20 protein-coding genes are annotated in these 19,103 nt (G+C 61.9%); 11 read left to right on the forward strand and 9 right to left on the reverse strand.

Annotated elements, in window-relative coordinates; genetic code table 11:
• Positions 1-292, reverse strand: a 292-nt coding sequence (locus tag G6N74_RS30560; protein ID WP_205826891.1) for a hypothetical protein, incomplete at its 3' end; no start/stop codon positions are given.
• A 209-nt stretch (positions 293-501) separates the two neighbouring features.
• On the opposite strand from G6N74_RS30560, the gene G6N74_RS27110 reads away from it, so the two are divergent.
• Complete coding sequence (locus G6N74_RS27110; protein WP_165121115.1) at positions 502-2,187, forward strand: GspE/PulE family protein; 1,686 nt, start codon at positions 502-504, stop codon at positions 2,185-2,187.
• Between the two features lie 73 nt (positions 2,188-2,260).
• Here G6N74_RS27110 and G6N74_RS30980 read toward each other — a convergent pair whose 3' ends face one another.
• The gene (locus tag G6N74_RS30980; protein ID WP_312857932.1) at positions 2,261-2,566 is read right to left on the reverse strand and encodes a DUF3299 domain-containing protein; all 306 of its coding nucleotides are present in this window, start codon (positions 2,564-2,566) and stop codon (positions 2,261-2,263) included.
• Between G6N74_RS30980 and G6N74_RS30985 the strand changes: the two genes are divergently transcribed.
• The gene (locus G6N74_RS30985; RefSeq protein WP_246245997.1) at positions 2,480-2,680 is read left to right on the forward strand and encodes a hypothetical protein; all 201 of its coding nucleotides are present in this window, start codon (positions 2,480-2,482) and stop codon (positions 2,678-2,680) included. The two genes, G6N74_RS30980 and G6N74_RS30985, sit on opposite strands and share 87 nt — an antisense overlap.
• Positions 2,681-2,984: 304 nt before the next feature.
• Here G6N74_RS30985 and G6N74_RS30990 read toward each other — a convergent pair whose 3' ends face one another.
• The 5 genes from G6N74_RS30990 to G6N74_RS27135 form a co-directional block, all read right to left on the reverse strand.
• Complete coding sequence (locus tag G6N74_RS30990) at positions 2,985-3,341, reverse strand: FtsX-like permease family protein (RefSeq protein ID WP_246245999.1); 357 nt, start codon at positions 3,339-3,341, stop codon at positions 2,985-2,987.
• A complete protein-coding gene (locus G6N74_RS27120) occupies positions 3,304-4,242 on the reverse strand; it encodes an ABC transporter permease (protein ID WP_246246000.1) in 939 nt (312 codons plus the stop codon). Before G6N74_RS27120 ends, G6N74_RS30990 begins: the two co-directional genes overlap by 38 nt.
• Entirely contained in the window at positions 4,239-4,979 is a 741-nt protein-coding gene (locus G6N74_RS27125; RefSeq protein WP_312857930.1) for an ABC transporter ATP-binding protein, read from the reverse strand. Before G6N74_RS27125 ends, G6N74_RS27120 begins: the two co-directional genes overlap by 4 nt.
• Complete coding sequence (locus G6N74_RS27130) at positions 4,966-5,547, reverse strand: DUF2796 domain-containing protein (protein WP_165121116.1); 582 nt, start codon at positions 5,545-5,547, stop codon at positions 4,966-4,968. The genes G6N74_RS27125 and G6N74_RS27130 overlap by 14 nt, the downstream gene beginning before the upstream one ends.
• An 84-nt stretch (positions 5,548-5,631) precedes the next feature.
• Complete coding sequence (locus G6N74_RS27135) at positions 5,632-6,441, reverse strand: IclR family transcriptional regulator (RefSeq protein WP_165121117.1); 810 nt, start codon at positions 6,439-6,441, stop codon at positions 5,632-5,634.
• Positions 6,442-6,653: 212 nt separating this feature from the next.
• Here G6N74_RS27135 and G6N74_RS27140 point away from each other — a divergent pair, with 212 nt between their 5' ends.
• From G6N74_RS27140 to G6N74_RS27165, 6 genes are all read left to right on the forward strand, one after another.
• Positions 6,654-6,944 (forward strand): DUF1330 domain-containing protein, encoded by a 291-nt coding sequence (locus G6N74_RS27140; protein WP_165121118.1) that lies wholly within the window; start codon positions 6,654-6,656, stop codon positions 6,942-6,944.
• 216 nt (positions 6,945-7,160) lie between these two features.
• Positions 7,161-7,706: a TRAP transporter small permease gene (locus G6N74_RS27145; RefSeq protein ID WP_165121119.1), complete on the forward strand. Its 546-nt coding sequence runs from the start codon at positions 7,161-7,163 to the stop codon at positions 7,704-7,706.
• Positions 7,703-8,980 (forward strand): TRAP transporter large permease, encoded by a 1,278-nt coding sequence (locus G6N74_RS27150; protein ID WP_165121120.1) that lies wholly within the window; start codon positions 7,703-7,705, stop codon positions 8,978-8,980. Before G6N74_RS27145 ends, G6N74_RS27150 begins: the two co-directional genes overlap by 4 nt.
• A 391-nt stretch (positions 8,981-9,371) precedes the next feature.
• On the forward strand, positions 9,372-11,501 hold the full coding sequence (gene gspD, locus G6N74_RS27155; RefSeq protein ID WP_312857933.1) for a type II secretion system secretin GspD: 2,130 nt from the start codon (positions 9,372-9,374) through the stop codon (positions 11,499-11,501).
• Positions 11,498-12,058, forward strand: coding sequence for a prepilin peptidase (locus G6N74_RS27160; RefSeq protein WP_165121122.1), 561 nt, complete (start codon positions 11,498-11,500; stop codon positions 12,056-12,058). Before gspD ends, G6N74_RS27160 begins: the two co-directional genes overlap by 4 nt.
• A gap of 63 nt (positions 12,059-12,121) precedes the next feature.
• Positions 12,122-13,003 carry a hypothetical protein gene (locus G6N74_RS27165; RefSeq protein ID WP_165121123.1) on the forward strand — a complete coding sequence of 294 codons (882 nt, stop codon included), beginning with the start codon at positions 12,122-12,124 and terminating at the stop codon, positions 13,001-13,003.
• Between the two features lie 86 nt (positions 13,004-13,089).
• Here G6N74_RS27165 and G6N74_RS27170 read toward each other — a convergent pair whose 3' ends face one another.
• Both G6N74_RS27170 and gbd read right to left on the reverse strand, forming a co-directional pair.
• A complete protein-coding gene (locus G6N74_RS27170) occupies positions 13,090-13,836 on the reverse strand; it encodes an SDR family oxidoreductase (protein WP_165121124.1) in 747 nt (248 codons plus the stop codon).
• A gap of 38 nt (positions 13,837-13,874) precedes the next feature.
• Entirely contained in the window at positions 13,875-15,002 is a 1,128-nt protein-coding gene (gbd, locus tag G6N74_RS27175; protein WP_165121125.1) for a 4-hydroxybutyrate dehydrogenase, read from the reverse strand.
• A gap of 472 nt (positions 15,003-15,474) precedes the next feature.
• Here gbd and G6N74_RS27180 point away from each other — a divergent pair, with 472 nt between their 5' ends.
• From G6N74_RS27180 to G6N74_RS27190, 3 genes are all read left to right on the forward strand, one after another.
• Complete coding sequence (locus tag G6N74_RS27180) at positions 15,475-16,419, forward strand: 2-hydroxyacid dehydrogenase (protein WP_246246001.1); 945 nt, start codon at positions 15,475-15,477, stop codon at positions 16,417-16,419.
• Positions 16,420-16,704: 285 nt separating this feature from the next.
• On the forward strand, positions 16,705-17,646 hold the full coding sequence (locus tag G6N74_RS27185) for a cupin domain-containing protein (RefSeq protein WP_312857934.1): 942 nt from the start codon (positions 16,705-16,707) through the stop codon (positions 17,644-17,646).
• 282 nt (positions 17,647-17,928) lie between these two features.
• The gene (locus G6N74_RS27190; protein WP_165121127.1) at positions 17,929-18,930 is read left to right on the forward strand and encodes a TRAP transporter substrate-binding protein; all 1,002 of its coding nucleotides are present in this window, start codon (positions 17,929-17,931) and stop codon (positions 18,928-18,930) included.
• Positions 18,931-19,103: the final 173 nt, after the last annotated feature.

Genomic DNA, 19,103 nt, shown 5'->3' on the forward strand with positions numbered 1-19,103 from the left:
CAAGGCAATGGATCACTGAGATTGATACGCACAGCAAGGCGATAAAGCGGGAAGGGCTCCAGCCATTCCAAGCCTGCTCATTCCAACGCGGCGCAGTCTGCCTTTGCGGCTTTGATATCCTTCCTCGGCCGAAGCGGCCCTCGGCCACGATCGTCACGTTCGCATGGTCGTGACGATTTCCCACCAGCTGCTGGCGGGCGTTACGCTTGCCGTGGTCGAGTGGGGGTTTCGCAACATTGGCGGCGATATGTGGGTGTAACGAAAGATTCTCAATCGCTACCTCGTGTGGCACCCGGTTCACAATCTGGTGGGAGTAGAAGGGCAGGGGCTCTTGACACCTATACCGTACAGCCTTCTGGTCTGGCGCAGCTTTCCGGGGAACCGCCGGATCCGGAATTGTACGTCAGGCAGACCGCTCTGCGGACTAAGCCGACAGCCGGATTCGGCATGCGCAAGCCGGCGTCCATTGTGGTCAAGGGTCAAGTGCGACAGGTACGTTCAATGAACCCAAAGCTTACAGACTTACACTCACTCTTGTCGTCCATGGCCGACGCCGGATTGGCGAGCCGCGAGGCTACGCGGGGCCTTTTCGGTGAGAGCACGGCCTCGCGAGCCTCCGACCTACATCGGCTGATCGAAGCGCAGATCGTCGATGCCGACGCCCTCGCAAGATTCCTGTCGTCCTATTATGGCGTGCGGCTTCTCGACCGGCAGCAGCTCGCTGACTACAGGCCCGTCGCGCAGAATCTCTCAAACCGATTTCTTGTGGAAAACTGGATCGCGCCGCTCACGGCGCCGGACGGGAGCGCCGTCATAGGGGTTCTCCACCCCGGAGACGCAGACCCGATAGAGGCGCTGCGATCCGTTCTCGACGGTGACGTCGAGGTCTGCGTGGTTCCCGCACCCGACCTGGAATCCTGCCTGGAACGCCTTTCCGGCACCCAGGATGTTGCCCAGGCCACCGGCGAAGGAGCAACCTCCGAAGCGGCTATCGCAAGCCTGCGGGATCTCGCGAGCGGCGCGCCGGTTGTAGTTGTCGTCGACGACATCTTCCGGCGCGCGCTCGACCTGAGGGCAACCGACATCCACCTCGAACCGATGCGCGGACGGCTCGTGATGCGTTTCCGCATCGACGGCGTCTTGCGGATCATGCCTTCGCCGCCGCATGAAATGGGCGATGCGATCGTCTCGCGCATCAAGGTTCTCGCCGGCCTCGACATCACCGAGCGCCGCAAGCCTCAGGATGGTGCGATGCGCCTTCCCGTCGGCGACCGCGAAGTCGAACTGCGCGTCGCCACCCTCTCATCCATCCATGGCGAGACCGTCGTCATGCGCATCCTGCACCGCGACAGCGTCCTGCTGGATTTCGCGGGCGTGGGCCTGGACGAGGAAGAACGGCAGACGCTGAACCGTCTACTTGAGCACACCCATGGAATGATCGCCGTCGCCGGCCCGACCGGCAGCGGCAAGACGACGACGCTCGCCGCCGCGCTCTCAAAGCTCAACGAGCCGGGCCGCAAGATCGTGACCATCGAGGATCCCGTCGAGTACCAGATCCCCGGCATCGTGCAGTCGCAGATCAACTCGGCGATCGGCATCACCTTCTCATCGGCGATCCGGACGTTCGTGCGACAGGACCCCGACGTGATCCTGGTCGGCGAGATACGCGACGGCGAGACGGCACATGCCGCCGTCCAGGCAGCGCTCACCGGACACCTCGTTCTCACCACCGTCCACGCGAACACCGCGGCGGCGGCCTTCACGCGTATGCGCGACCTGGGTGTCGAGACCTATCTGCTGGTCGGCGCCGTACGCGGCATCATCTCCCAGCGCCTGTTGCGGCGGCTCTGCGATCACTGCAAGCAGGAAGGAATTCTCTCGTCCGAGACCTTTTCCTCCGACTCCCGCTACCAGGCCGTCGGGTTCTCCCCGGGCCGGAAAGTGTTCAACGCGGTTGGCTGCGGCCGTTGCAACGGCACAGGGTATCGAGGCCGCATCGCCGTGTTCGAGATCCTTGTCCTCGACGAGGCGATCACGGAACTCGCTTCACAGGGGGCAGACCACTCCAGGATCGAAGCGCTCGCGCTGGAGCGAGGCATGAGCACGATGGCGCATGACGGTGCCAGGAAGGCAGGGCAAGGTCTCACCTCGCCGGCGGAGGTGCTCAGGGTCACCGGGTTTCGCTGAGCGCATCCATCCACATCCGCGCTTGCCTCTGACCCGCGACTGGCAGTTGGAATCTCCGCTCAGGACTTGGCCACTATTCCTCGCCTTCATCGCCTTGATAGGGCTCGATGCTTTCGCCCTCCAAAAGATAGCCCGAGGCAACCTCGCTTGAACCATCTACGAAGGAGAGGTCTTTCTTTTCAGACTGCACGCGCATCGTGCCGGTTATCATGACGCCTTCGAACAGACTCGTAGCCGCGAATGGAGTGGAGGATTTCAAGTATATCACCTGGTTCGGCGGCGGTGGCGGCTCATGGATGCATGCACCGAAATAGGGGACAAGCAGGAACTCGGTCGTACCGGCTGGATCAAAATCCAGGGGCAGCAGATAGCCGGCGATCGCTACCCGCTTGCCGTCATACGTCTTCTCGGTAAGGGTTCCGCGCCTCTCGACCTCTGTGGCCCAGGCTACGTATCGTTCGTAAATCGCATCCAGATCGACGCCCTGCTTTGAGAGTGTCTCCCTGTCGGCGTCGACCCTTTTTTGGCTTCGTCGCGCTGAAGGGCAAACTCCTCGCTCAGCTCGCCCGATGGGTGACCTTTCCAGTAAAGGACACTTCTCAACGCCTCCTGCTGCTCAGAAGGAAGTCCTTCCGGGAAATTTGCCAGCGGTTCTGTCGGCGGGATCAGCATCTCCCATTTCAGCTGGGTGGCGCCTTCGCTGACTGCCGCGCCGCAGCCAAGGCCCAGGACAGCCAGAATGAGAGCTATGCCACGGAGCGTCGATCTCGCGTTGCCGAAGATGAATCTGGAAGTCATCATGTTCTCACCATCATGCCGTTTGCGAGGGACATCCTGTAAGCGCGATAGGCCGGCAGGAAACCGGCGGCTATTCCGCCGATCAATATTGCCAACAGCAACAGAGCATCCGTCGCGGATGGAGGCTGAAGGCCGATGTCGATGCCGAACTGTCTGTCGACAAGCGGGCGGGCTGCCATCAGGACCGCATAGCGCGCGGTCGTACCGATCGCGATTCCCGCCACGGTCAGGAGCGTCGCCTCTCCGACAAGAAGACCTGCAACCGTGCGGGGTCTCGCCCCCAGCGAGCGCAGTATCGCGATCTCACGGCGTCGTTCGTTAAGCGTCGACAGGATCATCGCCGACAGACCGAGCATCGAAGTCACCACGACCATGGCTGAGACGCCAAGCAATGCGGTCTCGACAGTGGCGACCAGTCCCCACATCTCCTGCAAGGCGACACCCGGCAGCACAGCCGAAAGAGGCTCGGCCCTGTACTCGTTCACAGCGCGCTGGAATCCGATGACTTGCAGGCGCGACTTCAAGCCGATGATGGCCGCCGTTATCGCCCTCGGAGGAAGCGACATCTGCCGCAGACGGTCGGCCGGCGTCACCACTCCCCGGGATCCGTGAACCGGACCGCCAGTCGACATGAATGGCCTCGACGGCCTTGAGGCTCACATGGAGGGATTTGTCCACCGGCGTGCCGGTCCTTGCCAGAATGCCGGAGACGCGGAACGGGAGGTCGTCGTGTTGCGGCCCGAGGGAGCCCGCACCATGCGCGACGGTGATCTTCTCGCCGGTGGAATAGCCAAGCCGGCTGGCGACGTCCGAGCCGATGACGACATCGAAGAGATCATCAAAGGGTGCACCGACGGCGAACGTCAGAGCCTGGCCGCCGCGATACCGGAAGTGCCCGAAATAATCCGGAGTCGTCCCGATGACGCGAAAGCCGCGATGGCTGTCGCCGAGGGAAAGCGGAATTGCCCAGGCAACCTCCGAGCGCGAAACGATATCTTGGTAGCTGCGCCACGTGACGTTGTTGGTAGCATTGCCGATGCGGAATACGGAGTAGAGAAGGAGTTGCATGGCGCCTGACCTTGCCCCGATGAGCACATCCGCGCCCGACACGGTCCCGGCAAAGCTGTCTCTTGCCCCGCTGCGCACCTTTTCGACACCGAGTAGCAGCATGACGCTGACGGAGATCGCCAGGATCGTCAGTAACACCGTAACCCATCGGTTGCGCAGTGATTGCAAGGCAAGGCGCGCGACGATCATCTCGTGTCGCTCTTGCATTTCGACGTTGTCAGGATGTCGTTGAGCTGGATCACCCGCGTGAAGTGCTGCGTCAAACGCCGGTCGTGACTGACCATGATCAAGGTCGCCCCCGTTGCCTCAATCTGACCAAACAGCAGGTCGAGAAAGTCCTGCTGCCGATCGTCGTCGAGAGCTGATGTCGGCTCGTCGGCGACAATGATCTCGGGTGAGCCGATGAGCGCCCGCGCCGTCGCGACGCGTTGTTGCTGGCCGACGCTCAAAGTGGCCGCCGTTTGCTTCCCGATACCCGCCGGAAGTCCCAGGGCCGACAACAGGCGCCGGCCTTCGCTCTCCATGCCGCCCGAGGCCGTTGCGCGGGCGCGACGTCGTGGTGCGAAGCTGAGCGGCAGCAGGACGTTGTCGACGACGCTGCCGTAGGGAAGGAGATTGAACATCTGGAAGATGATGCCGAAATGTTCCGCGCGAAACCGGTCGCGCCCGCTGCTGCCGAGCTCATCGAGCGGTTGCCCCAGTATTTCCAGGCTTCCCGCTTGCGCCAGCGCGATGCCGGTCAGCAGGCTGAGCAGGGTCGATTTTCCGCTGCCGGATGCGCCGAGCAGCAGCAACCGCTCGCCTCGGGAAACCTCGAACTCGCTCACCGACAGGCAAAACGGATCTCGCGGGCCCCACTTGTATTCGACACCGCGCAAACGCACGGCGTCGGCCAGGACGCGCGCCTCGACCTCATCTTTCCACACGGCGCGCCTCGCGCGACACCTCGAAGGCGGTCTCGCCGTTGGCGTCGACTATGGTCACGTCGAGCCCCTCAGCATCGCGGAAGCGATCGAAATAAGGGAAGTCCATCGACGTGATCTGGGACGCATCCCCGCAGGTGAGAGCGTACGTTGCCCGGAACTCGGCGTGACCGCCTTCGTGCTCGTCGGTCTCCGCGGCTTCGTCAGCCTCCACGGCGGCGCCACGGTCCTCGCGGTCGCCGGCGATGAGTGTGACGTCTGCTGAGGTGACGGTGCACTCCGCATGGTCGGGCAAGGCGAAGAGCTTCAACGGCTCCCTCAGGTCGGCGAGCGCGGCCTGCACTGCCTTCTTCTGTCTGGCGGTGCCGGCTTCGTGCTCGAACCCGACGATGTCCATGCCGGGCGCAGAGAACTCCATCTGAACATCATTCGTCTCGATGGCGATCGACAGGGTCCCGCGTCCGTGGACATGTGGACCGAGTTCGCGACTTTCTTCTGCAGCGTGTGCCGCCGACGCGACGATAAGCATGCCTGCGGCCAAGAATACCCCGGCGTGGTGATGCATTCCCATTTCGTTCCCTCCCAATCGAAATGATCTATCCGCCATCGACCTGCGTTGACGGGTGGCGCGACCGCGCAAGCGGCAGTTCGGGCGCTACACCATCCTGGACAATTCGGTACTGATCAGTCTCGCCGTTTGGCGCACCAGCCTTGCGCATAGCTCGTGGCGCCGCGCGTCGTGCCGATACACGGGCATGCTGATGCTTACCGCTCCAACCGGTTCCCCCGAACGATTGAAGATCGGGCTGCCGAGACAGCGGATGTCCGGCTCGTTCTCCTCGTCATCGAACGCGAATCCCTGCTCGCGCGTCCGCTTCAATTCATCGAACAGCGTTTCGGGTGTCGTGAAAGTCTTAGCGGTATGGCGCCTCAAGTCCAGGCTCTTGATGACTTCCAGCAGCCGCTGGTCCGGCAGGCCGGACAACCACGCCTTGCCCACGGATGTGGAGTGAAGTTCAACCTGGCCCCCAATACTTGTCTTCATCTGCACCCTGTTGGAGCCTACCAGCTTGTCTATGTAGACCATCCGGTTGTTGCTGGGCACCGCAAGGTGGACGGCCTCATCCGTGGCGTCGCGGAGCGACACCAGAAAATCCCTTGCGATCGTCCGCAAGTCGGAGTCCTCCCAGGTCTTGGCAGCAAGCTGGAGGAGGCGTGGCCCCAGGCGAAACGTTCCGCCCTCTCCTGACTGCGTGACGAGTCCCTCCGCCATGAGCGCCGCAACGAGGCGGTACACCGTCCCCCGGGGAAATGGCGCGCGCTTTGTCAGTTGGGCAATGTCCAGCGTTCCGGGGGCATCCGCGATGATCTGCAGCACCGTGATGAACTTCGAGAACGAGGCCGCCCCCTGCACATGGGTAGGAACTCCTGCATCGGCTTCGTCCTCGACGTCACTCCGGCTCATGGCGCATCTCCTTGCAAGCTTGACAACGGAACATGGTGGTACTACACGTCCTTGGACAAGATGTCCATATTGTAGTCAACGTTCCTGATTTCGGTTCTAGCCGTGTGGTCGAGGAGGATCAACGGCAAACGCACATGTACCGAATGTCAACGCATCGGGCCATCCGTACGTTCCGCGAGGGCGCGCAGGAATTTCTTGGGGAGAGGAAGTAAATGACGAAAAAAGGATACTGGGTCGCAATGGTCGACATTGCAGACCAGGAGGGGTACAAAGAATACATTGCTTTGAACAAGGCAGCGTTCGACAAATACGGCGCTTCCTTTGTCGTTCGTGCGGGTAAGAGTCAAGTTATGGAAGGCTCCGCCGCAAACCGTCTGGCAGTCATCGAGTTCAAAGACTACGATACAGCCCTCGCCTGCTACAACTCTCCAGAGTATCAGACGGCGATCAAGGCCCGCGAGAAGCATGCCAAAGCCCACCTTGCCGTAGTGGAAGGTATCTGACACCGCAAGCGTCGCCTGAAACCTCTGCCATGCCGGTTCGAGGGATCATCGTCTTTACCTTGCGCGCTGTTCGACCGCATCAGCACGGCCTGCCGTCACGCGATCGGGCGTCAGCGCCCGACCGACATGCTGGTAGCTCCGCTGACGGCCAACGGATCCTCGTCAGAGTGCGACGAAGGCCGATCGCATGCGCGCACAACCTCTTTGGGAGCAGTCATGCCCTCTCCGTCGCAGTGGCTATTCAAGGCTTTCGACATCTTCGTCGTCGCCGGCATGGCCGTCATCAGCCTCCTGATCTTCACGAATGTCGTGCTGCGGTATGGCTTCAGCTCAGGCATTCCCTTTGCCGTTGAGGTGTCCCGTGTGGTCCTCGTCTGGGTCATCTTCATGGGATCCGTGGTGGCGCTCGCCAAGGGCGCGCATCTCGGCGTCGACTCGTTGGTGGTCCGGTTGCCTCGCAGGGCGCGCAGCGTCTGCTTTCTTGTTTCATATGGCTTGATGCTTTGGTGCTGCTGGCTCCTGGCACAAGGCAGCTGGTCACTCACGGTGATCGAATGGGGCAACGTCCAAGCACTGTCGGGAATTCCCGTCGGCGCCATCTACCTCGCGGGGCTCGTCGCTGCCATCCTGATGGCTGTGGTGCTCCTCATTGATCTGTGGCGCTCGCTGCGCGGCATCCTGCCCGCCCCCTGGTCGGGGGTGGAGCATGTTGAGCCGCTACCGGTTGTGCCCCCCGCGCTTACTTCGGAGAAAGCACCGTGAGCGGCTTGGTCTTTATTGTTTCCCTCCTTGGTACGATGGGCATCGGAGTTCCCATTGCCTTCGCCCTGATGCTATCGGGCGTCGCGATGATGCTGCTGATGGGAAATCTGGATGCGCAGATCCTGGCGCAACGGCTGGTCAATGGTGCGGATAGCTATCCGCTGATGGCGATCCCGTTCTTTCTCATTGCGGGCGAGCTCATGAACGCCGGCGGCCTCTCCCGACGCATCGTGAACGTGGCCCTGGCGCTCGTCGGTCATGTCCGTGGCGGCCTCGGCTACGTGGTCATCGGGACGGGCCTGGTGCTTGCCAGCGTCTCCGGTTCCGCGATCGCGGATACTGCGACACTCGCGGTCATGCTGGTTCCCCTGATGCGGGATGCCGGCTACCACATGGGTAGAGCCTCGGGCTTGATGGCGGCGACAGGCATCATCGCCCCGATCATCCCGCCGTCTGTCGGGTTCATCATCCTGGGCGTCACGGCAAACATTTCTATCGTCGGCCTGTTCTTCGCCGGAATCGTGCCAGGGCTCATGATGGGGGTGAGCCTCATAGTCGCTTGGTGGTTCCTTTCCAAAAAGGAAACGGCGTCGGTCCGGCTCAAACTGCCGCGCAGGGACCTCCCGAAAACCATCATGGCCGCCGCTTGGGCATTGATGATGCCGGTGATTATCCTGGCCGGACTGCGGTTCGGCCTCTTCACACCTACTGAGGCCGGCGTCGTTGCCGCCGCCTATGCACTTTTCGTGGGGCTGTTTGTCTATCGGGAGCTGACACCGCGGCTGCTCTATGACGCGCTGCTGGCCGCCGGTCGCTTGACGGCAGTGATCATGCTGCTGGTGGCAGCCTCCATGATCTCCGGCTTTATGCTGACGATTTCCAATCTGCCCGCCCAGCTCGTCAGTATCCTCGGTCCATTCATCGACTCGCCGATCCTGCTGATGGGTATGATCGTCATCGCGGTCTTCATCGTCGGCACGGCGCTCGATTTCGCACCGTGCATCACGATCCTGGTGCCGGTCCTCATACCGATCGTGAATGCGGCAGGGATCGATCCGGTCTATTTCGGGGTGATCTTCATGATGGTCAACGCGGTCGGCCTGATCACGCCTCCTGTCGGAACGGTTCTGAACACCGTGTGCGGAATCAGCGGAGTCTCAATGGAGGCGGCTACGAAGGGCGCCATGCCTTACCTTGTGGCCCAGATGATCCTTATTGTGCTGCTAGTTCTGTTCCCGGCGTTGGTGACCGTGCCAGCGTCCTGGCTCCATTGAGGCTCAAACTGTCGAGGAGTTGGACTGGATATTTGACGACGGCCTTTCCGCCTATGCGGCACAGGGTTTCGACAAGGAACAGCGGCGGGACCCTGATGCGGGAAGAGTTGCACACGCTGGCGCAGGTCAATTTTCGAGGCGCTCCACATATTCGAGTTCTTCACCTACCTCGGGCTGACCGACGTCGACGAGGTGTCCGTTGCCCGAGTGGGAAGCAGAAAGCGTGCTTAATGGTTGTCAAGCGCTTCATAGAACGGAACTTTTCCGGGGTTGGGGTCCCGGGCGTAAGCTTGGGTGGGGTGTTTAGGTGAGGTTAGGTCGGCAAGGCGGCGCTCCAAATGCCTATGCCGCGTGGGTTCGCAGAGGCGCGGCGGCCGGCGCCTTGGCGGTAGTGGCCGCGTGTACCTCGACTGGTGATTATCTCGGAGACGTTGCCGCGCGGCCGGATCCGCTGGACAAAGTCGCCAACGCAGATTTGAGTGCCCGCAAGCCTTCCGGCGGTGGTTTTCTGTCGAGCCTCGGTTTCGGCCGTTCGCAGAACAGCCGGCAAGGTGAACTATATTATGGCTATGGACAGCAACTGACTACCGGCGAGCGCAAGTCGCTTGAGCGGCTGAGCGGCGAAGAGTTCGAGGTTAACCTCGAGGACGCAGAGATCAAGGTCGCGGCCCGCACCGTGCTGGGCGAGGTGCTGAAGGTCAGCTATTCGATCGACCCCAGGGTCGCGGGCAAGATTTCGATCACGACGTCGAAGCCGACCCCGGCGCCCGAAATCCTGACCATGTTCGAATCCGCGCTGCGCAGCAACGGCGTTGCAATGGTGCGCGAGAGCGACCGTCTGCGGCTGATGCCCGTGACCGAAGCGTTCGGAGCAGCCGAACTCGATCAGGGCGCCACCATCCAGCCCGGCTACGCCGTCACGGTGTTTCCCCTGAAAAACGTTTCCGCCAGCACGATCCTGCCGCTGCTCGAAAACTTCGTCGCCCGTCCCGGCATGGTGCGCGAGGATCCGGGCCGCAACGCGCTGATCTTCCAGGGCACGGCGACGGAGCGGACCGCGGCCGTGGAAGCCGCGCGCTCATTCGACCAGGACTGGCTGGCGGACCAGTCGGTCGGCATTTTCCCCGTCCGCAATTCCAGCGCGGCCACGATGATGCCGGAGCTGAACCGCGTGCTCGACATCGGGGAGGGCGGTCGCGGGCGCAACACGATCAGGGTCCAGCCCATCGAGCGCAGCAATTCGATTCTGGTGGTGGCCAAGACGCGCAACCAGCTGCAGCGCGCGGCGAGCTGGATCGAGCGGCTCGACCGGATCGACGCGTCTGCCTCCAATTTGCGGGTGTACAAGGTCCAGCATCTGGAGGCGCGGCGCCTTGCATCGATGGTCAACCAGATATTCAACGGCGGCTCGTCATCGTCGGCTTCGGAAGACCCGGCCTCGCAGTTTCCGCCCGGCTCGCAGGCCGACGGCCAGAATCAGGGTGCAGATGGTTCGCAGTCGGCCGTTGTGACGCCGGACCAGCGCATGGCGGATGAACTGCCGGTCGCTGCCGGGGCGGAAAACACGAACTTGTCCCAAGGCGGCGTGCGCATCACCGCAAACCCGGAAAACAACACCGTTCTCATCTACGCGCGGCCCGACCAGCAGCGGCTGATCGAACAGGCGATCACGGCACTCGACCGGCCGCAGGAGCAGGTTGCCATCGAGGCGACGATCGCCGAGGTCACCCTGACCAACGAGTTGCGCTACGGCGTGCAGTTCTTCCTGAACTCCAACGATCTTGGTTTGGGCAACAACAAAGGCTCGGTGGGCTTGTTTACGGAAGCAAGCAAGGCTGCGCTGTCCAGAACCATTCCGGGGTTCAACCTCCTCCTCGGTTCGGACACCGAGCCGCGCGTCGTCATCGATGCGCTGCGCGGCGTTACCGAGGTCAAGGTGCTTTCCACGCCCTCGGTTGTGGTGCTCGACAACAAGCCCGCCTTGCTGCAGGTCGGTGATGAGATCCCGATCGTCACCCGCACCGCGCAGTCCATCACCGATCCGGAAGCACCGATCGTCAACAACGTCGAGTTTCGAAATACCGGCGTGATCCTGAAGGTTCTGCCCCGGATCACCGGAAACGGCACGATCAGCCTCGTCATCGAACAGGAGATCAGCTCGGTCCAGCGCAGCCAGGCCCAGTCCCTGACGCCGACTATATCGCAACGAAAGGTCAGCTCGACCGTATCGGTCGCCAGCGGCCAGACCGTGATGCTCGGCGGCCTGATCGCCGAACGCCAGCAGCGCGGCCGCGACGGCGTGCCGGTTCTCAGCGACCTTCCGGTGATAGGCGAGGCGTTCCGGTCCAACCAGAATTCCGCGACGCGCACCGAACTCATCATCCTGATCCGGCCGCAGGTCATTCGCGACAGCATGGATGCGCAACATGTGGCCGAGCAGATGCGGTCGCAATTGCGGCTGATGAACGAACCATCCAGGAACGTGCCGCTGCGGCGGCCTGCCAAGACGGTAATCGAATGAAGCTTCTGAGGGCGCGGCGGTGGTCTACCGCCGCCGTAGCATTCGCGCTCGCCGTCGGTACCGTGCCCGCTGTCGTCGGAAGCCCCGCATTCTTCATCGCGTCGACGCTTGCACTATGCCTTCTGGCAGCGGCAATCGCGGTCCACGATCTTGCGTCTTTGCTCATTCCTGACCGCTACACGGCCGGCATCTTGTTCGTCGCGCTCGCTGACTGGTGGTTCCAGTCGGGTGATTTCGCCGCGCTGGCCTGGCGCATCGTTCCCGGGGGCGCGTTAATGCTTCTGATGTGCCTGTTCGACTTCGCGTACGGGAGGCTGCGCGGCCGCGACGGCATCGGCTTCGGCGACATCAAGCTGATCGGTGTATCCGCCGCCCTGGTCGGGCTGGCCGGTGTCGGCGCCCAGATCATGCTTGCTTCGGTCGCAGCGCTCATCTTCAGCGTCATCCGCGCGGTTCGCCTGCGCCGCCCGCTACGGGCCGCGGCGCGAGTTCCGTTTGGAACGTTCCTCGCGCCGGCACTGGTCATCGTCTGGGCGTGGCTGCTCGCCGCATGGTGATCACATCGCTTGAGCCGGGGAGGGCAAAGTCTTGATTTCACCGGGATTGTGGCGTCGCGTTTCGTGGCGAAGCATGGGGGCGAAATGGGTCTTGCGGCTATGGGCATGAACTCGGCAACGAGCCGGCGGGGTGCAATCCTCGTCAGCGTCCTGTGGATTATGATTTTCCTGGGGTTCCTTGCTGTCATCCTTCGCGTGCAGATGACCGGTGTCGTGGCCAGCGTGCGCGTCACGGAGGACAAGGCTTCGGCGCGCATTCTGGCGGAAGCCGGGCTCTCGCAGGCAGCGGCCGAGATTCGCGCCGGCCCCGCCGACGATGTGGGCACGCTGAGCGATCAGATATCGTCAACGATCACCCTGCCTGCCGGGGTTGTTTCCGTCTCTGCGACAAATGAAGCCTTGCGGATCGATCTCAACACCGCCGAGCGGCAGCTGATCGTTGGCGCGTTGCGAGCCGCCGGCGCCGCTCCCGGAACGGCGGACGATCTGGCGACAAAGATCATCGGCCGCCGCGCCGGGCAGCCGGCTGGAAACGATACAAAGCTGTTTCAGACGGTCTCCGAACTCGCCGCCTTCCCGGGAATAACGCCCGACATGGCTATCGCCATCGAAGCCTATGTCACCGTCTCATCCGGCTTGGCCGGCGTTCGCCTGGAAGCGCTCGATGATGGACTGCTGAGCGACATTCCTGGCCTGCCGCCGTCGGTGCGAAAGGCGATCAAGGATTTCCACGCCGGCCGCCTGTCACGCGAGCAGCTCGAACAGTTGCTGGCGGCGGTGGCCTTCAACACGCTGCAGCAGGCACCGAGCTGGCGCGTCGAAATCAGGACCACCCTGCGGTCGGGTTACAGCGAATCTTTCGAGGCATTGATGCTTGTATCGAACGCGGACGAGGCGCCCTACAGAGTGCTCGACTGGCGTCGCGCGGCAATTGAGCTGGAATGAATGCCCGTGGATGGGACGCGGCCGGTCTCAGCAAGAGTGCCAGGCCAGCCTGGCACTCTCCTGTGGAATACCCCGACCGCGGGGCATCAGAGCCCGCCGGCCACCGTGATCAGGGTGCCTGTCATGAAACCGGAGCCGGGAGACGCAAGCATCAGCGCCGCGCGCGCGATGTCGTCAGGCTCCGCGATGCGCCCCATGGGGGTCGCCGCCGCGATCCTGGCCGGCCGCTCGGGATTTCCGCCCTGCGTGTGTATCCGCGTGTTGGTGGTCCCGACACGTATGGCATTCACGCGGATGCCCTCCGGCGCCAGTTCCTTGCCCGCGCCGAATGTGATGGATTCCACTGCCCCCTTGGTGGCGGCATAGTGGACATATTCGTTGGGGCTGCCGAGGAATGCGGCCAGCGACGACATGTTCACGATCGTCCCGCCCTGGCCACCCTTGCGGGTGGACATGCGTTTCGCGGCCTCCTGAATACAGTACATGACGCCGAAGACGTTGATCCTGAAGGCGGTTTCCAGCACCGCAGGCTGCAACTCTTCTATCTTTCCAGCTTTCCCGATGATCCCGGCATTGTTGACCAGGCAGGTTACTCGCCCAAGTTCATCGTCGCAGGCGCTGAACAGAGCTTGAATGTCCTCCCTCTTGCCCACGTCTCCCTGCACCGCGATGGCGCGGGCACCCGCGGCCTTGCAGGCCTCGACGACTTCGGACGCAGCGGTGGTGTCCGAGAGGTAGTTTATGCAGACATCGTAGCCTTCGGCGGCGAACCGCCGAGCCGTTGCGGCACCGATGCCGTGGCTTGCGCCCGTTACGATAATAATCGGTCTCATGAAATGACCCCCTCGCTCATTCTCTGACGGTTCGCAGCCTAGAAGACGGACTCAAGGATCGCGGCGTAGTCTTCCTTGGTCAGCAGGCGAGGATTGGTGGGATGGCTGTGGTCTGCAAGGGCTCGCTCACACACCCAATCGATGACGTGCCGGGGGACCCCCAGTTCGGACAATCTGGGCGTAATGCCCAGACTACGGTTCAACCCGTCCAGCGCATCTGCGAGCGTTGTATGTTCAAGTCCCGCCAGGCGTTCGAGGTAGCCGACCTTTCGAGCCACGGCTTCAACTTCCATGTTCCACCGAAGGACGGTCGGCATCAAGATGGCGTTGAGCGTCCCATGATGAAGCTTCGCCTCCTTGAGACCGCCCAATGCATGGCTAAGCGCATGGACGGCCCCGAGACCCTTCTGGAACGTCATGCCCCCTTCGAGGGCACCCATCATCAATTCGGTCCGCGCCTCCGCGTTCGCGCCATCTGCGTACGCGACAGGCAAGGCCTTCCAGATGCGTTGGAAGCCGTCGGTGGCAATTGCCTCGGCAGGCGGATTATAGCGGGGGGAAAGGTACGTCTCGATACAATGCGACAGCGCGTCGAGCCCTGTCGAGGCCGTCAGAGCCGGGGGGAGCCCCATCGTCAACCCCGGGTCACAGATCGCCCTGCGCGGGATGAGGTGCGGGCTGATAAATCCGAGCTTCCGGCCGTCATCCAGTGTGATCAGTGCCGCGCGTCCAACTTCGGACCCCGTACCCGCCGTTGTCGGGATGGCCACAAGCGGCGCTACCGCGCCGGTGATACGTGCCACCCCGCCCAGGATCGCTGCATAACGCTCAAGTTCACCATCGTGCGTGGCGAGCAGCGCCACGCCCTTGGCCAGGTCGATCGGAGAGCCTCCGCCAATCGCCACTACCCCATCGCAGCCGCCTTGCCTGTATAGCGCGAGACCGGCAGCAACTGCGCTCTCAGTCGGGTTGGAGGGAACGTCCAGGAAGATCGGCGCTGTTCTCAGGAACTCGAAAACCGGACGCTCAAGCAAACCAGCAGATTTGATGCCGTGATCGCTGATCACCAAAGGGCGCGACACGCCGAGTTCGCGCAAAATTTCTGCCAGTGACTCGGCTGCTCCAAGCCCGAAATTGATATTTGTAAGGTAGTTAATATTGTTCACGCTGCCACACTCCTTGATATTCCGCACATGCATCGCTGCAGCCACCGTCTGGCATTCGGCACATTTCGTGCAGCCGGTGAATACGAGCACGCGACCTTTTTGGAATCGCCGAGTCCATAATATGGACACTATGTCCAAGCATTAGGCGGAACCGCCCGCTTGTCAAGCTCCACCTTATGGTTGCAGCGTTCCCGCCGTCTTGACAAAGAGGTTGCGGGCCCTTATCAAATTTTTGGACAGATTGACCACATTATGGTCGAATCGATGGCGGCTTTGGAGGACATGGTACAGGAACCGCTGACATGCTGATTTCGCCGGAGGAACTGGCCAGCCGCCGCGAGCTCGAAGCCAAAATCAAGTCCGCGGCTCACTATCGGCGCATTGCGCAATCCAAAGGCCTCCCGTGCGAAACCCTGATTCACCTGCGGTCATTCGTGCCGGCAGTGACACCCCCGAACCGGAAGGAGAGCCTTTGTCGAAACCCACCGCCACCGTGTTGATACCAGGCTGGATGCACGAGCATGCCCGCCGCATGCTCAGAACGCGTTTCAACCTGGTCGAAACCCCCGACTGTGACGTTCACGCCCATCTGTCCCCGGATGTACGGGCTTCGATCCGTGGCGTGGCATGTCGCACCAGAATCGATCGCCAGTTTATTGACGTCCTTCCGAGCCTGGAGATTATCGCCAGCTATGGCGTCGGCTACGACTCGGTCGATGCTGCCTACGCGCGCACCAAAAACATCGTCGTCACGAACACGCCCGATGTCCTGAACGAGGAGGTTGCCGATCTTACTCTCGGTCTCTTGATCAGCGTCGTACGTGAGATACCCAAGGCGGCAGCTTTCGTTCGCGCGGGTCGTTGGAAAGCATCAGATTATCCGCTCAGCAGTCTGACGCTCCGGAACCGCAGGGTCGGCATCTATGGAATGGGAAGGATTGGTCGTTGCATCGCTCGACGAATTGAAGCATTCGGGCTTCCTGTTGCCTATCACAGCCGGCGCCCGGCGGACGGCGTCGCGTACGACTACTTTTCTTCACTGCTGGAACTCGCCAGTGCCGTCGATGTGCTCATCTCCATCGTTCCGGGGGATCTGTCGACCGCAAACAGCGTGAATGCCGAGGTGCTGTCCGCCCTCGGGCACGAGGGCGTGTTCATCAATGTAGGCCGCGGAACCGTCGTCGACGAGGATGCGCTGATCAGCGCGCTGCGCACAGGAGCCATTGCGGCGGCCGGACTCGACGTGCTCGCGGATGAACCCAATGTGTCCGACGACATGCTGGCGCTCGATAACCTGACGATCCTGCCTCATATCGGATCCGCGTCGGTCAGCACACGCACCGCGATGGCCGACCTCGTGGCACAGAACGTGATCTCCTGGTTCGACACTGGGGCGGCGCTCACACCCGTTCCCTAGTAAAACGCAGATAGGCCGCCGAGGCGGCCTACACCGTCAGCCGAGTGCAGTGCCGTAACGTTAACCCAAGGGGCAAGGATCTGATCGTCGGGCTTTGAAGCGCAGCGATGAAGCGTTGACAACGAGTTAATATTCTGCCCAGTATGCATTATTGGACATCGTGACCACATAGTGGAATCAGCTGATTGGCTCGGGAGGTTCGGTCAGATTGGTGATGTCGCCATTGGTTAAACAGAAGATGGAGGAGGAACTTTCATGAATCTATGGAAAGGCGGATTGGCCATCGTGGCCGCGCTGGCGATCGGGGCGGTATCGTCCACCGCGGCGCTCGCACAGACCGTGTTCACCTGGACGCCAAAGCCGGTGGCGCTGGCACCATACAAGGCCCCGAACAAGCCGCATACGACGATAGCCGATGTGCGCGCCAAGATTTCGCCCGCCAATCAGTCCAAGACTTGGAACCAGAAGGTCGTCAGCGACGCGCACCTTCAGGCTTCATGGGTTCAGTTGGCGGTCGGTGATCAGTCGCCGACCATGTTCATATCGGATACCCGCGCGGCCTTCATTGTCTGGGAAGGTTCGGTCGAGTTCACGATCGGGAGCCAGACGCCGTTTACGGCCACCAAAGGCTTTATGGTCCAGGTTCCCGCGCGCACGCAGTTCCAGATGAAGAACGTCGGCGCGGTGCCGTCCCTGCACTTCGAGGTCTTCACCGCGGACGCCAAGATCACTTACCCGCAGGCGGCGGCAACCTTGCCGAAGCCGCAGGCGGGGATGACCTGGGCGTTGACGCGACAGGATCCGGGTGCAGAAGCCCTTGGGACGGGCAATTCTACTTTCAGGGATTTCCTTGCTTCGCCCTCGGCGAGCGCATTCGTAACCAGTCCTGGCTTGTTTGTGAACGCGATCCGCGGCCAGGCGTTCAATTGCAACCCTCAGTCCCCCACGTCGCTGGGACACAGGCACATCAACTATGGTGAATTCTGGTTCATCATGGAAGGTCAGATCAGTTACAACATCGAAGGCCTTCCCTTCTTTGTCTCGGAGGCCGGCGATATCGTCTATGTCCCGGCCGGACGCTGGCACTCGGCGGCGAACCATTGCCCGGGGTTCGACACGCGGGTTGCCATCAATCCCTTCCCAACCGGCACGCATAACTGGCCGCCGACTGCCAGCCAGCCGAACCCACCGACGCCCCCGATCTCGGGCAAGGGCTGGCTCGATTGATCCTGCCTATGGCCCGTCCTCGTCGAGGGCGGGCCGCTGGTCTCGTCCACTCGTGGTGAATGCGCATGCGTCGATCCGGTGACTTCCTAAAGCTGTGTTCATCGCAGCGGTAGCAATGGATAGTCACATCGCCGTCGGCGCTGCGTTCAACGCGGTGGTCAACTAAGCAACATACCCTTCGCCTCAGCGGCAAGAGCGCAACTCACGTACTGCCGGTCCTGTCGCCCGAGCTGACAGTTCCTGCATCCTGGTTCCTGTGAACCATTTTTGGGAGGATAAACTATGAAAGCTATGAAAGCACTGCTTCTAACTGCAGCCCTCGTGGGAGGCCTCTTGGCTGCCGCTCCGGCCATGGCTCAGAACCCGCGCCTGGGCTATGTGCCTACAGAGGACCATCCGGTCGGACAGGCTTCGCGCCATTTTGCGAAGCTGGTGGAAGAAAAGACCGGCGGGCGTATCAAGATCGACACGTTCGGCAACGGCGTGCTCGGCAGCGAGCCCGAGATGCAGGCATCCGTGCAGGCCGGCTTCATCGACATCATGGTTGGCCCCACGCCCAACCTGGTCGGCGTCGTTCCGCAATTCATGATCTACGACCTTCCGTTTTTCTACAAGGACTTCGCCGCGGTCGATGCCGTCATGGACGGCGCGGTCGGCGAGCAGCTGTTTGCACAGCTGACGGAAAAGACCGGCATGGTCGGGCTGGCGTGGTGGGACAACGGCTTCCGCCACATGACCAACAAGATCCGTCCGATCAACACGGTGGAGGATATGGCAGGGATCAATATCCGGGTTATACCCAACCCGTTGTTCCTTGCGACCTGGACGGCTTTGGGAACCAATCCGACGCCGCTTCCCTGGCCTGAGCTGTACAGCGCCCTCGAAAATGGCGCCGTCGATGCCCAGGAGACGCCGTACGCTCTGATCTACACAGCAAGGTTCTATGAGGTGCAGAAGTATCTGGCGAAGACCGGCCACGTCTATACGCCGTTCGTTCTGCTCGCGAGCCAGAAATGGTTTGGAAGCCTCTCCGACGAAGATAAGGCACATGTCATGGAAGCCGCGAAGGAATCGGCAGCCTACCAGCGGGACGTGTCGCGCAAGGCGGCTGACAATTTGGAGCAGGAGCTCAAGGCGAAGGGCTTCGAGATCACCCAACCCACGCCTGAAGCGCTTGCAGCCATGAGCGAGCGCGTTGCGCCTGTCGTTAAGGAATACAGCGAGAAGATTGGCGTCGATCTGGTCGAGCAGGCGCGCGCCGATATGGCGGCGGTTGCCAAGTAAAGCTCATCTTTGTGGGGCCGGAGCCTGGTTCGCCTGCTCCGGCGCCCATCTTCAGAAGCATGGTCGTCTGATCCAGTTCGACGCCGCAGACAGAGAGCGGCGTAGGGCTCATCGCAGACGCCAAGGGTTCAACATGCGCTCCAAGCCGGCTTCGGTGCGTGCGCGACAGGCAT

The sequence above is a fragment of the Mesorhizobium zhangyense genome, assembly GCF_011045115.1.
GTDB classification, from domain to species: Bacteria; Pseudomonadota; Alphaproteobacteria; order Rhizobiales; family Rhizobiaceae; genus Mesorhizobium_M; species Mesorhizobium_M zhangyense.